The 13,664-nt window shown below is 65.1% G+C and carries 12 protein-coding genes; 3 read left to right on the top strand and 9 right to left on the bottom strand.

The window, feature by feature from the left end:
• The first annotated feature begins 10 nt into the window (after window positions 1-10).
• On the top strand, window positions 11-334 hold the full coding sequence (locus tag ACM42_RS07805; protein ID WP_271527339.1) for a 2Fe-2S iron-sulfur cluster-binding protein: 324 nt from the start codon (window positions 11-13) through the stop codon (window positions 332-334).
• 58 nt (window positions 335-392) lie between these two features.
• Window positions 393-1,604, top strand: coding sequence for an ABC transporter substrate-binding protein (locus tag ACM42_RS07800; RefSeq protein ID WP_271527337.1), 1,212 nt, complete (start codon window positions 393-395; stop codon window positions 1,602-1,604).
• A 160-nt stretch (window positions 1,605-1,764) separates the two neighbouring features.
• Here the strand turns inward: ACM42_RS07800 and ACM42_RS07795 are convergent, their stop codons facing one another.
• Window positions 1,765-3,030, bottom strand: a complete 1,266-nt coding sequence (locus ACM42_RS07795) for an NAD(P)/FAD-dependent oxidoreductase (protein WP_271527335.1) — start codon at window positions 3,028-3,030, stop codon at window positions 1,765-1,767.
• A 331-nt stretch (window positions 3,031-3,361) separates the two neighbouring features.
• Between ACM42_RS07795 and ACM42_RS07790 the strand changes: the two genes are divergently transcribed.
• Complete coding sequence (locus tag ACM42_RS07790) at window positions 3,362-4,534, top strand: ABC transporter substrate-binding protein (RefSeq protein ID WP_271527333.1); 1,173 nt, start codon at window positions 3,362-3,364, stop codon at window positions 4,532-4,534.
• 348 nt (window positions 4,535-4,882) lie between these two features.
• Here ACM42_RS07790 and ACM42_RS07785 read toward each other — a convergent pair whose 3' ends face one another.
• From ACM42_RS07785 to ACM42_RS07750, 8 genes are all read right to left on the bottom strand, one after another.
• Window positions 4,883-6,754, bottom strand: a complete 1,872-nt coding sequence (locus ACM42_RS07785) for a bifunctional sugar phosphate isomerase/epimerase/4-hydroxyphenylpyruvate dioxygenase family protein (protein ID WP_271527331.1) — start codon at window positions 6,752-6,754, stop codon at window positions 4,883-4,885.
• On the bottom strand, window positions 6,751-7,488 hold the full coding sequence (locus tag ACM42_RS07780; protein WP_271527329.1) for an ABC transporter ATP-binding protein: 738 nt from the start codon (window positions 7,486-7,488) through the stop codon (window positions 6,751-6,753). Before ACM42_RS07780 ends, ACM42_RS07785 begins: the two co-directional genes overlap by 4 nt.
• Before the next feature lie 11 nt (window positions 7,489-7,499).
• On the bottom strand, window positions 7,500-8,243 hold the full coding sequence (locus ACM42_RS07775; RefSeq protein WP_271527328.1) for an ABC transporter ATP-binding protein: 744 nt from the start codon (window positions 8,241-8,243) through the stop codon (window positions 7,500-7,502).
• Window positions 8,240-9,238 carry a branched-chain amino acid ABC transporter permease gene (locus ACM42_RS07770; protein WP_271527327.1) on the bottom strand — a complete coding sequence of 333 codons (999 nt, stop codon included), beginning with the start codon at window positions 9,236-9,238 and terminating at the stop codon, window positions 8,240-8,242. The genes ACM42_RS07775 and ACM42_RS07770 overlap by 4 nt, the downstream gene beginning before the upstream one ends.
• Window positions 9,235-10,110, bottom strand: a complete 876-nt coding sequence (locus tag ACM42_RS07765) for a branched-chain amino acid ABC transporter permease (protein WP_271527326.1) — start codon at window positions 10,108-10,110, stop codon at window positions 9,235-9,237. Before ACM42_RS07765 ends, ACM42_RS07770 begins: the two co-directional genes overlap by 4 nt.
• A gap of 51 nt (window positions 10,111-10,161) precedes the next feature.
• Entirely contained in the window at window positions 10,162-11,292 is a 1,131-nt protein-coding gene (locus ACM42_RS07760; protein WP_271527325.1) for an ABC transporter substrate-binding protein, read from the bottom strand.
• 56 nt (window positions 11,293-11,348) lie between these two features.
• Window positions 11,349-12,227 (bottom strand): shikimate dehydrogenase, encoded by an 879-nt coding sequence (locus ACM42_RS07755; RefSeq protein ID WP_271527324.1) that lies wholly within the window; start codon window positions 12,225-12,227, stop codon window positions 11,349-11,351.
• Window positions 12,228-12,359: 132 nt separating this feature from the next.
• Complete coding sequence (locus tag ACM42_RS07750; RefSeq protein WP_271527323.1) at window positions 12,360-13,298, bottom strand: LysR family transcriptional regulator; 939 nt, start codon at window positions 13,296-13,298, stop codon at window positions 12,360-12,362.
• Window positions 13,299-13,664: the final 366 nt, after the last annotated feature.

Here is a 13,664-nt window from a genome sequence, read left to right as displayed (position 1 = left end):
CGAGGAGCTCATGCCCGCCATCACCTTCATTCATCCCGACGGCAAGTCCGACCGCGTCGAGGCCGGCGACGGCGAGAGCGCCATGCAGGCCGCGACTCGTCACGGGCTCGACGGCATTCTGGCCGAATGCGGCGGCAATGCCATGTGTGCGACCTGCCACGTCTACGTCGATGACAGCTGGCTCGCGCGCCTGCCTGACATGGCGGATGACGAGGATGCGCTGCTCGACGGTACCGCGAGCGAGCGGCTGCCGAACAGCCGGCTGTCCTGTCAGATCAAGATCGCGCCCGCACTCGATGGGCTCGTGCTGAGACTGCCCGAACGGCAGGTCTGATTTTTCAAACGCGCCGGCATCGACCGGCGCGGCAATCGATCCAACAGGGGAGGGAATGATGAAACGTCTGAAGTGGACGCTCGCGCTGGCTGCGAGCCTGGCAACCGGCGCCGCAAGCGCCCAGATATCGGACAATGTCGTGCGCGTCGGCGTGCTCAACGACATCTCCGGCATCTTCCAGGACACCAACGGCATGGGCTCGGTCGAGGCCGCGCGCATGGCGGCGGAGGATTTCAACGGCGGCGGCAAGGGCATCAAGGTCGAGATCGTCTACGCCGATCACCAGAACAAGGCCGACGTCGGCAACGCCATCGCCCGCAAGTGGCTCGATGTCGAGGGCGTCGATGCCATCGTCGACGTACCGAACTCGGCGGTCGGCCTCTCCATCAATGCCCTGCTGCGCGACAGTCGCATGACGTTCCTGGCGTCCTCGACCGCAAGCTCGGATCTCACCGGCAAGGCCTGCTCGCCGAACACCATCCAATGGGTCAATGACGCCTGGGCAACCGGCAACACCACGGCGGCCGCGATGATGTCGCGTGGCGGCAAGGACTGGTATTTCCTGACAGTCGACTATGCGCTGGGCAAGGGCATCGAGGCGGAGGCGCAGAAATATATCGAAGGTCACGGCGGCAAGGTGCTCGGGTCCTCGAAGCATCCGCTCGGCACCTCCGATTTCGCGTCCTTCCTGTTGCAGGCGCAGAGCTCGAAGGCACAGGTGATCGGCCTTGCCAATGCCGGCGGCGACACCATCAACGCGGTGAAGCAGGCGGCCGAATTCGGCATCCAGCAGAGCGGCCAGAAGCTCGTCGCGTTTCTGCTCTTCATCAACGACATCCACGGCATGGGCATCAAGGTCGCCCAAGGGCTCCAGCTCATGGAGGCCTTCTATTGGGACATGAATGAGGACACCCGCGCCTTTGCCAAGCGCTTCGCCGCCCGGCCCGGAATGAACGGCAAGATGCCGAGCGGCAATCAGGCCGGCGTCTATGCCTCAACGCTCGCCTATCTCAATGCGGTTGCAGCCACCGGCAGTGACAATGCCAGGAACGTCGTGCCCGAGATGAAGAAGTTCAGGGGCAAGGACAAGCTGTTCGGCGACACCACGATCCGCCAGGACGGCCGCGTCGTGCACCCCATGTACCTGTTCGAGGTGAAGAAGCCGGAGGAGTCGAAATATCCATATGACTACTACAAGCTGGTCTCGACGATTCCCGCCGAGCAGGCGTTCCGTCCGCTGACGGAAGGCGGATGTGAGCTGGTGAAGTAGAAAATGAATGGTCTCGTGCCCCGGACGCGGTGCAGCGTGAAGCGTTGCGCCGCAGAGCCGGGGCCCACCGCTTCTGATCCCGGCTCTGCGTCGCGTCACACCGGACGATGCTTCGCATCGCCGGGACATGCCGCGCCGCGTCCGGGACGCGAGAACAGTCTCACCCCACGACCTTGCTGCTACCCTGCGTGATCAACCGCGCCGCGCGCTGATCGCGGGAGTAGATCCAGAGCCAGCTCAGCGCGACGCTGAGGCGGTGGCGCAGGCCGATCAGGAAGTAGATGTGGGCGATGCCCCAGATCCACCATGCGATAGCACCGCGCAGCTTGATGCGGCCGAAATCGATCACTGCCAGGCGCTTGCCGATCTGGGCGAGGCTGCCGGCATGCTTGTAGCGGAACGAGCCGGTCGCAGCGCCGCGCAGGCGTGCCTTGATGGTCTCGGCGACGTGGCGGCCCTGCTGCTTGGCGGCCGGTGCGATGCCGGGCACCGGCTTGCCGTTCCAGGCGTTGATGCTGACGGTGTCGCCGATCGCAAAGATCTCGGGATGGCCGGGAATGGTGAGGTCGGCTTCGACCTGCACGCGCCCGGCGCGGTCGCTGGGGGCGCCCAGCCATTCGGCCGCGGGCGAAGCGCGAACGCCGGCGGCCCAGATTCTGGTCTTCGCCTCGAGCAGCTTGCCGCCGAACACGACGCCCTCGCGATTGATCTCGGTGACGGCCTGGCCGAGCACGACCTCGACGCCGATCTTTTCCAGCGAGGCCTGGGCATAGGCCGAGAGGTCGTCGGGAAATCCTGCGAGCACGCGCGGGCCCGCCTCGATCAGCACGACGCGCGCCTTGTGCGTGTCGATGTTGCGGAAATCGCCGGGCAGGGTGTGATGCGCCATCTCGGCGATGGTGCCGGCGAGTTCGACGCCGGTCGGGCCGGCCCCGACGATGACGAAGGTCAGCCGCGCCGCGCGCCTCTCCGGATCGGTCTCGCGCTCGGCGCGCTCGAACGCCACCAGAATGTGCCGGCGCAGCGTGGTCGCATCCTCCAGGGTCTTCAGGCCGGGCGCGAACTGCTCCCATTCGTCGTGGCCGAAATAGGCGTGCCGCGCGCCGGTGGCGAGCACCAGCGTGTCGTAGGGCACCTCGCTGCCATCGTCGATGAGCACGCAGCGACGCGCCGTGTCGACCCCGCTCACGGTGGCAAACAGTGTCGTCACCTCGCGGCGATCGCGCATGAGATGGCGGATTGGCCAGGCGATCTCGCTGGTCGCGAGCGAGGCGGTCGCGACCTGGTAGAGCAGCGGCTGGAACAGATGATGATTGCGGCGGTCGATCAGCGTGATCTCGACCGGCGCTCCCGCAAGCCGGTAGGTCGCTTCCAGCCCGCCGAAGCCGGCGCCGACGATGACGACGCGATGGGGATTTGCGGTCATGATGCACCCTCGAATCTCGCTGCTGCTCACCTTCATTTAAGTGCGGATTGGGGGCCGCGGTCCAATAGCTGTCATCAATCGCCACATAGGCCTGATGTATCGATCGGGCGCGAAAAAGCGCCGCAGCGCCCGGACCGGCGGTGGGCCGGCCTTGGGCCGACCTCGGCCGAAACGAGTAGAATTATATTTCTTGCCATCGCTGATTGAGGCGAAATATGGTGCAGGGCGTACGCTGAGCCATTGGCGGCTCGACAGATTTTGCGTTCAATAGAGACAGGCTTGGAGCGGCGATCACCCCGCTTCCGGGACCGATAATAAGGAGGGAGTGGTTATGAGGACGGCATTTTGGCTGGCGGGCGCAGCGGCGCTGGTGCTGGCAAATCAGGCATTCGCCGGCGACACCATCAAGATCGGTTTCGTCTCGACCTTCAGCGGCCCGACCGCCGTGATCGGCAACGACATGCGCAATTCCTTTGAGCTCGCGCTCGATCACCTCGGCCGCAAGATGGGCGGCAAGCCGGTGGAAGTGATCTACGAGGACGACGGGCAGAAGCCCGACGTCGGCAAGCAGAAGACCGAGAAACTGGTGCAGTCGGACAAGGTCGACTTCATCGTCGGCTATATCTGGTCCAACGTGCTGCTCGCCTCGCTGAAGACCGCGGTCGATTCGAAGACCTTCCTGATCTCGGCCAATGCCGGTCCGTCGCAGCTCGCGGGCGAGCTGTGCTCGCCTTACGTGTTCTCGACCTCCTGGCAGAACGACCAGACCCCGCAGGCGGTCGGCACCTACATGAACCAGAAGGGCGTCAAGTCGGTGTTCCTGATCGGCCCGAACTACGCCGCCGGCAAGGACATGCTGGCCGGCGTCAAGAGCACGTTCAAGGGCCAGGTCGTGGGTGAGGAATACACGGTGTGGCCGAGCCAGCTCGACTTCTCCGCCGAGCTCTCCAAGGCGCGCGCCTCCGGCGCGGAGTCGATCTTCGTGTTCTACCCCGGCGCCGCCGGCGTGCAATTCCTCAATCAATATGCCCAGGCCGGGCTGAAGAGCACGATGCCGCTCTACACCGCCTTCACCATCGACGAGCTCTCGCTGCCGCTCCAGAAGGAGAACGCGCTCGGGGTGCCCGGCGCGCAGCAATGGGTCAACGACCTCCCCAACGAGCAGAACAAGCGCTTCGTCGCCGACTACCGCAAGAAGTATACCGGCCTGCGCCCGACCTTCTACGGTGCGCAGTCCTATGACGCCGCGAACCTGATCAACAGCGCCGTCGTCGCCGTGAACGGTGACACCTCGAAGAAGGACGAGATGAAGGCCGAGATGGAGAAGGCCAACTTCAAGTCGGTGCGCGGTGCGTTCAAGTTCGGCAACAATCACATCCCGATCCAGACCTTCTACCTCCAGGACGTGGTCAAGGATTCCGAAGGCCAGCTCGCGCTGAAGACCGTCGCCACCATCGTCGAGAACGACCAGGATCGCTTCCACGACAAGTGCAAGATGAAGTAGCCACAAGCGACGTTGCCCCTTCTCCCCTTGTGGGAGAAGGTGGCGCGCAGCGCCGGATGAGGGGTTGCTTCCGCGTATTCAGAAGCAAGAGGTTTGCATGCGGAGAGAGACCCCTCACCCGTCTCGCCGCTGTCGCGGCGAGCCACCCGCTCCCACAAGGGCAGGGCTATCGCATATGAGACGTGGCTGTGGGTACCGACTGTTTCCACAGCGTCATGGCCGGGCTTGTCCCGGCCATCCACGCCTTTCCACGCAGCACAAAGAACGTGGATGCCCGGGACAAGCCCGGGCATGACGACCTCTGCAATATTCAAATGCGATTGCCCTGCCCACAAGGGGAGAGGGTCATCACATCCGCGGCATGCTTGCGGGACGCACTTCGCGGGCCTGCGCTGCGAGCCTGATGCCGGCGTTGGCCGCGCCAAATCCCTGGTAATCCCGCCGCTCGACGATCTCGAAGAAGAACCGCTCATCGAAGATGTGGGTGTAGACCTGGAAGAACTCGCCGTCGCCCTCACGGTCGTAGAGGATGTGGTTGGCGCGCAGCTGCGCCATCAGTTCGGGAGCGAGGTCGTATTTGGCTTCGATATCATCGTAGTAGTTCTCGGGGATATCCAGGAAGTCCGCGCCGCGCTTGCGCATCGCGGCAACGGTCGCAAAGATATCCCGGCACGCGAACGCGACGTGCTGCACGCCGGAGCCGAAGAATTCCGAGATGAAGCGCGCTGGCAGCGTGCGGTTGGCGGAGGAGCCGTTGAGCACGAAACGCAGGCTTTCGTCGCCGTTGATGATGGCCTGGCTCTGCACGAGGCCTCTGGGGTCGACGATCTCCATCTGCGGCTGCCGCTTCAGATCGAGGATGCCGGTGTAGAACAGCAGCCAGGACAGCATCTCGTCATAGGGCATCGACTGCGCGATGTGGTCGACGGCGAGCAGCGCGTCCGTGCTTGCATCGCTCGTGACGAGTTCGAAATCGGTGTCCCAGTTCTTGCCGGCCTGATCCAGGAAATAGAGCAGGCTGCCGCCGACGCCGTGGATCGCGGGAATTTCCAGCTCGCCCGGCCCGACCGGCTGGTAGAACGTGCGCGCCTTCAGCGTCTCGGCGCGCTGCATGGCGAGGCCGGCATTGTCGACATCGAGCGCAATCGCGCAGACGCCGGGACCATGCGTGACGTAGTGCGAATGGGCAAAGCCGTCGGTCTCGCAATTGATGACGAGCTCGACCTTGCCCTGCGACCAGCGCTCGACCGCCTTGCTGCGATGCTTGCCTGTCTTGCGGAAACCGAGCTGCGAAAACAGGCGTCCGAGTTCGCCCGCCTTGGTCTCGTTGACGGCGAACTCGATGAAGCCGGTGCCGCGGCTCCTGGCTTTCGGCGCGAGCGGCTCGCCGGCAAGCTTCGGCCAGTCCGGTGCGAGCTGGTCCTCCAGCAGGATCAGCGAGCGCAGCCCGTCGATCGCAGTCTGCGCCGCCGAGCCGGCGCGGAACTGGTCGTTGAAGATCTCCAGCGACAGCGGCCCGGCGTAGCCGGTTGCCGCGATCGCGGCCATGAACTCGGCGACCGGCAGGTCGCCCTGGCCGGGGAAGGAGCGGAAGTGCCGGCTCCAGGACAGGATGTCGAGCTCGAGCTTTGGCGCGTCCGCAAGCTGCACCAGAAAGATCTTGTCGCCGGGGATCGAAGCGATTGGGCGGGTCGGAAAGCCCGGCGCCAGTGCGTGAAAACTATCGAGGATGACGCCGATCGCGGGATGATCGGCGCGGCGCACGATCTCCCAGGCGTCGCGATGGTCGTTGACATGGCGGCCCCAGGCCAGCGCTTCGTAGCCGACGCGCAAGCCGCGCTTGGCGGCGCGCTCGCCAAGCTCGCGAAAATCGTCCGCAGCGCGGTCGATGCCACCGAGCGAGGCGGGCGACACGTTGGAGCAGATCAGCAGCAATTCGGTGCCGAGCTCCTGCATCAGATCGAACTTGCGCTCGGCGCGTGCGAAATTGCGCGTGCGCTGGGGCTCCGGCATGCCTTCGAAATCGCGGAACGGCTGGAACGCGCAGATCTCGACACTGAGATCGCGGCAGAGCTTTGCGATGTCGCGCGGGCCTGCGCCGAACGACAGCAGATCGTTCTCGAAAATCTCGACCGCGTCGAAGCCGGCAGCTGCGATGGCGCGGAGCTTTTCGTCGAGGGCACCGGAGAGGGAGACCGTTGCGATCGAGCGCTTGTTCATGCCGCGCTCTCCTCCATAGCCCCGCCGAGGAAGAGCTGGCCGATGCGCGGGTCATTCAGGATGCGCTTTGCGTCGTCGACCATGCGGGTCTGGCCGAGCTCGAGCACGATGCCGATGTCCGAGATTTCCAGTGCCGAGCGCGCGTTCTGCTCGATCATCAGGATCGTGACGCCATTGTCGCGCAGGGATTTCAGGATATCGAAGGTCTGCTGCACCATCAGCGGCGACAGGCCGATCGAGGGTTCGTCGATCAGCACCAGCTTCGGCTCGAGCAGCAGCGAGCGGGCAATCTCGAGCTGCTTCTGCTCGCCGCCCGACAGCGTCGAGGCCTGCTGCGCAGACTTGCGACGCAGCGCCGGGAACAGGTCGAGCGCGGCCTCGATCCGCCTGGGCAGGTCGAGGCCCTTGTCGGCGGCGACGCCGCCGAGCTCGATATTGTGGCGCACCGACAGCTCGGGAAAGATGTTGCGCCCCTGCGGCACGTAGCAGATGCCGGCATTGAGCAGCGCGCGCTGGCTCAGATTCGTGACGTCGCGACCCCCGAAGTTGATCTTGCCATCGCGCAGCCTGAGCAGGCCGAAGATCGCCTTGAACACGGTCGATTTGCCGGCGCCATTCGGGCCGATGATGGTGGTGATGGTCGCCTGCGGCACGGCGAAGGTCGTACCGTTCAAGATCGTCATCTTGCCGTAGCCGCCGACGAGATTGTGAACCGAGAGGATCGGATCGCTCATGGCTCGCTCTCCTAATGTCCGAGGTAGGCTTCGATCACGGCGGGGTTCTTGCGCACCTCGTCCGGCCGGCCCGTCGCCAGCACCTTGCCCTCCGCCATGACCATCACGCGCGAGCACAGCGACATCACGAACTCCATGTTGTGCTCGATCACGACGAAGGTGGCGTTCTTCTCGCGATTGATCGCGATCAGCCGGTCCTTGAGGTCCGCCAGCATCGACGGGTTGACGCCGCCGGCGGGCTCGTCGAGCAGCACCAGGCGTGGTCCGCCCATGAAGGCCATGGCGGCATCAAGCAGCTTCTGCTGGCCATAGGAGAGTCCACCGGCCGGCTCGTCGGCGAGATGATCGAGCTTGAAGAAGCCGATCATCCGGTTGGCGGCGTCGGTCAGCCCGGCATCGGAGCGGCCGACCAGGCGCGAGGCCATGTTGCCCTGGTGCTCCTGCCCGGCGAGGATCAGATTCTCGCGCACCGAGAGCTTTGGGAACACCTGCAGCAGCTGGAAGGTGCGACTCACCCCGAGCTTGTTGAGCTCGGACGGACGCAGGCCGGTGACGACCCGCCCGTCAAGCTTCACTTCGCCGCCGCTCGGGGTGAGCTGGCCGAGGATGCAGTTGAACAGGGTCGACTTGCCGCAGCCGTTCGGGCCGATCAGGCCGAGGATCTCGCCCTCGTGCACGTCGAACGAGACGCCGCCGACGGCGCTGATGCCGCCGAAGTTCTTCCTGATGTCGGTGACTTCGAGGACCGCACTCATTGCGCCGTCTCCAGGCGGGATTTCGCGACGGCGCGCAGCGCGGAGGCCGCCTTGGTACGGCGTTCGGCGAGATAGCGGTCGAGGATTCCCAGGATGCCCGTCGGCGACCAGATCAGCAGCAGTATCACGGCGACGGCGTAGAGCATCAGATAATAGCCTTCGGTGAAGCGCAGCCATTCCGGCAGCAGCACCGCGATCATGGCGCCGAGGAAGGGACCGAAATAGAACCCGGCGCCGCCGACGATCACCATCATCAGCAGGTCGAGCGAGAGCGACAGGTTGAAGGGAACAGGGTCGATATATTGCGTCAGCGGCGCATAGAGCGCGCCGGCGACGCCGCCGAGCGCCGAGCCGATCGCGAACGCCATCAGCGTGTAGCGCCGTGTGTCGACGCCGAGCGACTGCGCGCGCAGCGGATTTTCGCGCAGCGCCATGAAGGCGCGGCCCCACGGCGAGCGGATCAGCCACCACACCGCGAGCGACACGATCGCGAGCGAGCCGAGGCAGACATAGTAGAAGGGCAGCGGCTTGTTGGTCGCGAACCCGAGAACGTGCGGCCGCGGAATGTTGGAAATGCCGTAGATGCCGCCGGTGAGCCAGCTCTCGTTGCGGAACACCAGGAAGGCGAGGGTGGAGAAGGCGAGCGTGACGAAGGCGAGGTAGTGGTGCTGCACGCGCAGCGCGGGATAGCCGAGCACCCAGCCGACCGCGAAGCTGAGGACGATCGCGACCACGATCGCCGCCGGCAGGGGCCAGCCATGCGTCGTCATGATCGCCGCCGCATAAGCGCCGATGCCGACGAACGCGCCCTGCGCCAGCGAGACCTGGCCTGCATAGCCGAGCGTGAGGTTGAGGCCCATCGCGGCGATGCTCATCACCGCCCATTGGCTCAGGATGAACAGGCCGTAGCGGTTGAAGTTCATGGGGACGATGACCAGGCCGGCGATGACGGCAAGGCCAAGCGCGATCTTCAGGGGTTTGGCGAAGCCGCTCATACGGTGCGCTCCTCGGCGCGGCCAAGCAAGCCCTGCGGCCGTAACAGGATGACGACGATCAGGAAGAGCATCGGCACGGCGGCGCGATACTGGGTCGAGACGTAGGCGGCCGCGAGATTGTCGAGCACGCCGATCAAGAGGCCGCCGGCGATCGCGCCGCGCACCTGGTTGAAGCCGCCGACGATCGCGGCGATGAAGGCGGCTTGGCCCAGCACCTCGCCGGAGGAGAATTTTGCGAGGTAAATCGGCGTGATCAGCAGCGAAGCCAGCGCGACCAGGAAGGCGTTGATCAGGAAGGTCAGCAGGATCATGCGCTCGACCGGGACGCCGATGATGCGCGCCACCGTCGGGTTCTGCGCCGCAGCCTGCATCTGGTGCCCGAGCGAGCTGCGATTCAAGAGCGTTGTCAGGCCGACCACGGCGAGGATGGCGACGACGAGCACGCCGATGCTCTGCAGAGACAGCGCATGGCCGAGGATGGAGATGTCGCCGGTCGGCACGATCGAGGGGAAGGGCGAGGCTTCCGCGCTGTAGAACTGCTTGACGGCCTCCTTGATGCCGATCGCGAGCGCCATCGTCGCGATCGCCAGCGGCAGCACGCCATGGCGCATCATCGGGTCGACCAGAAGCAGCTTGAAGGCGAGGCCGAGCAGGATCATCGAGAGCAGGATCCCGAGGATGATGGCGAGCCAGAACGGCGCGCCCACATGCATCGCCGCCAGCATCAGGAACGCCGGCAGCATCACGAACTCGCCTTGCGCGAAATTGATGGTCTGCGAGGTCTGCCACAATAGCGTGAAGCCGACCGCGACCAGCGCGTAGATCGCGCCAGTGGCAAGTCCCGCGACCAGAAGATCGAATAGGTTGGACATTTTCCCCTCTTTCCTCTCCCTCTCCCCGCAAGCGGAGAGAGGCGAAGAACCTCATTTCACCTTCGGCAGCACCTGCTTCACGACCTGTTTGCCTTCGACGACCTCGACCAGAAAGCTCTGACGGTCGATGTCGCCGGTATCGCTGAAGGTGACGTCCATCAGGATGCCCGGCTCGTCCGCGGCCTTGATGGTCAGGCCGTGCAGCGTGTCGGCGAACTTCTTGGGGTCGACCTTGCCCATCTTCTCGGTGGTGGCCTTCACCATATAGACGGCGAGATAGCCCTTCAGGCCGTTGTGGTCCGGCACGTAATTGTACTTCTTGGAGAACTTCTCGCGGAACGCTTTGATCAGATCGACCGGGGCATCCGTGGTGAGGCCGACATGGCCGCGCGCGCCGTTGGCGGCATCGCCGGCCAGCTCGATCACCTTCTGGCCGATCAGCGTGGTCTCGCCCATCAGCGGCGCAGTGACGCCCTGGCGCTTCAGCTCCTTGAGGATGCGCGCGCTCTCTTCTTCGTTGAGATACACGAACACGGCGTCCGGGTTGGCGGCCTTGATCTTGCCGACGTCGGCAGCGAAATCGGCCTGGCCCGCTTCGGTGGAGAGGTCGGCGACCACCTTCGAGCCGAGCCGGTCGAGCTCCTTGACGACGACGTCGCGGCCGCCGCGGCCGAAATCGTTGTTGACCCAGACCACCGCAACGGATTTAGCCTTCATCTCGTCGTGGATGTATTTCGCGACCTTCGGCATCGAGGATTGCTGGCCGAACGAGGTGCGGAACAGGAACTTGTTACCTTGCTGCGTCAGCTCGGCGGCCTCGCCGCCCATGATCTGCGCGATGCCGGCCTCGGCGGCGAGCGGCGCGGTGACCTTCACCGAGCCGGAATAGCCGGGCCCGAGCAGCACATAGGGTTCGGCGTCGAGCGCCTTCTGCACCTGCGCGCGGGCGACGCCCGGATTGGACTGCGAGTCGGCGTGGGTGACCTCCAGCTTGCGCCCGAGCACGCCGCCCTTGGCGTTGATCTCCTCGATCGCGAGGTCGATTCCGTTCTTCCAGTTGGTTCCGACAGTGGCGCCGCCGCCCGACAACTCGGCGACGTCGGCGAGCTTGATCGCCTGGGCGTGGGCGCTCGTTGCGGTCATCATGGTGAACAGCGCGCCCACCAATAGCGTTGATTTCATCGTCCTCTCCTCCCGTTTCGAATCTTGCAAGCGGCCTTGTGTCCGGCCGCTTTGCCTCAAGCTGCCTGATAGGCGGCACTACGCGCAGCCATCACGGCATCAAAAGCCTCTCCCATGACTTCGGTCGATGGGGCAAGGCCGGTGAACAGTTCGAAGGCGTCCGCGGCCTGGTAGATCGCGAGCTCGCGCCCGGTCATGATCCGAGCGCCTTTCTCTCGCGCTGCGGCGAGCAGCGGCGTGATCAGCGGCGAATAGACGGCGTCAGCGACCCACAGGTCCGCCCTGAGCAGCACCGCCGGTACCGGCGTGTCACGGCTCGGCAGCATGCCGACTGGCGTGCCGTTGACGAGACCGGTCGCGCCAACGAGCGCGTCCTCGACGCTTCCAGCCACCCTCGCGCCGCCTTGCCCGGCGAGCAGCCCAGCGAGTTTCTCTGCGCGCGCCGGCTCGCTGTCGAAAATGCGGATGTCGGCGACTTTCAGGCTCGCCAGCGCAAACGCGATAGCCTTGCCAACGCCGCCGGCGCCAATCACCGCGACGGCGTTGCCGGACGGCGCAAGCAGTGGCGCCACCGCCCGGGCGAAACCCGTGGTGTCGGTGTTGTGGCCGGTCAGCCGGCCATCTCCGACGACGACGGTGTTGACCGCGCCCATGCTGGCTGCGCCCGGCGCCAGCGCGTCGAGCAGCGGGACTACAGCTTCCTTGTAGGGGTAGGTGACATTGACGCCGGCGAAGCCGAGCCGCCGTACGCCTTCGAGCATCATGCGGAGCCCGGCCGCGTCGGCGCCGGCGACCTCGATGAGCTGGTAGTGACCGCGCAGGCCCAGCGCCTCGGCGGCGCGCTCATGCATGGCGGGGGACGCGGAATGCGCGATCGGCGCGCCGATCAGGCCGGTGAGAAGCTTCTTGCTGGCGGCGTATTCGCGCTTCGACATGGTTCGCCATCGTCTCGTTGGGAGCGTCCGGTCTCGGCCATTGGCCGGGAAAACCGCGCAATTCCAGCTGCGACGATAGTCCTTCCGCCGCCTAACACAATTACCCTTTTATCCGGCAAACCTAACATCATGTTATTTCCTCCGGCTCCGTGCCGAAACGGTCCTGCCGTTGCCGCGGGACGGCTCGACCGCGCGCATCTCGGTGCGCAGGGACTCGATGAAATACTCGGCATGCAGCGACAGCGGCGCGCCGCGCTTCACTGCGACGTAGGTGTCGAACCGTGTCGGCTCGGTGATCTTCAACAGCTCGATCCCTGGATAGCCGCCATGGGCCACCGTGAACTGGTCGATGATGGCGATGCCGAGCCCCGCCTTCACCAGCGCGCAGACCGTGGTGCCGAAGCGCGCGCGGATGGTGATGTTGTAGTCGAGCCGGTTGCGCGCAAAGATCTCGGCCATGATCCGCCCATAGGGATCGTTCGGGTCGATGCCGATCAGCGGATAGCGGGTGATCTCGGCGGCCGAGACCTGCTTGCGGCCGGCGAGCTCGTGACCCGGCGGCACGATGCAATAGAGCTCGCCCGATGCGAGTGGCATGAAGTCGAGCCCGGAATGCTCCAGCCGGTAGCTCATCGCGACGCACTCGCCGCGGCCGAGCAGGAGATAGTCGATGGCTTCCTCGAGCTTGAGGATGTTGATGTCGATGCCGAGATCGGGATAGCGGCGGCGGACGCGCTCGATCGCGCGCGGCACCATCACCTGCGAGATGCTGGGCACCGAGCCGATGCGCAGCTCCGACAGGCCGCCGCGGCCGATCTTGGAGATGATCTCGGAGAGATCGTCGACCTTCTTGTAGACCCCGTTGATCTGCTCGAAGATGCTCTCGGCTTCCGGCGTCGGGAAGTAGCGCCCGTTCTGGCGCTGAAAGAAGCGGATGCCGAGCGAGCGTTCGGTGTATTTGACCAGACGGCTGATCCCTGGCGCCGACACGTTGAGCAGCTTCGCCGCACCGCCAATGGTGCCCGTCACCATCACGGCACGGATCACTTCGACCTGGCGTAGCGTCATCATGGCCTTGGCATCCGAAGGATGAGCATGGTGGCCACCATCATCTCACGAGAGCCGTGATGTCATCCAGCGGCAAGTGTGTGTCGATGTGGCGGGAAGAGGCCAGTCGCTCTCGTGTCCCGGACGCGCTGCAACGCCTTTGGCGTTGCAGCGCAGAGCCGGGACCCATGTCGCGGCGATGCCTCCATGCAATGTGGGCCCCGGCTCTGCAGCGCATCGTCGAAGAGACGCTGCGCCGCGTCCGGGGCACGAGGGCGCGGCTAGGTGCTTCGATCTTCTCCAGCAGGAGAAGGCGAAGAACTTCCCGGTCTGAGTGTTTCGATTGGGTCTGCGCGTTCAAATGGAAGGGCCGCGTCGCCGCGCGATCTG

Source organism: Bradyrhizobium sp. CCBAU 25338, from assembly GCF_028128965.1.
In the GTDB taxonomy this organism is placed as follows: domain Bacteria; phylum Pseudomonadota; class Alphaproteobacteria; order Rhizobiales; family Xanthobacteraceae; genus Bradyrhizobium; species Bradyrhizobium liaoningense.
The sequence above is the reverse complement of the archived record's forward strand: the minus strand, read 5'-3'. Positions and strand labels throughout refer to the sequence as shown.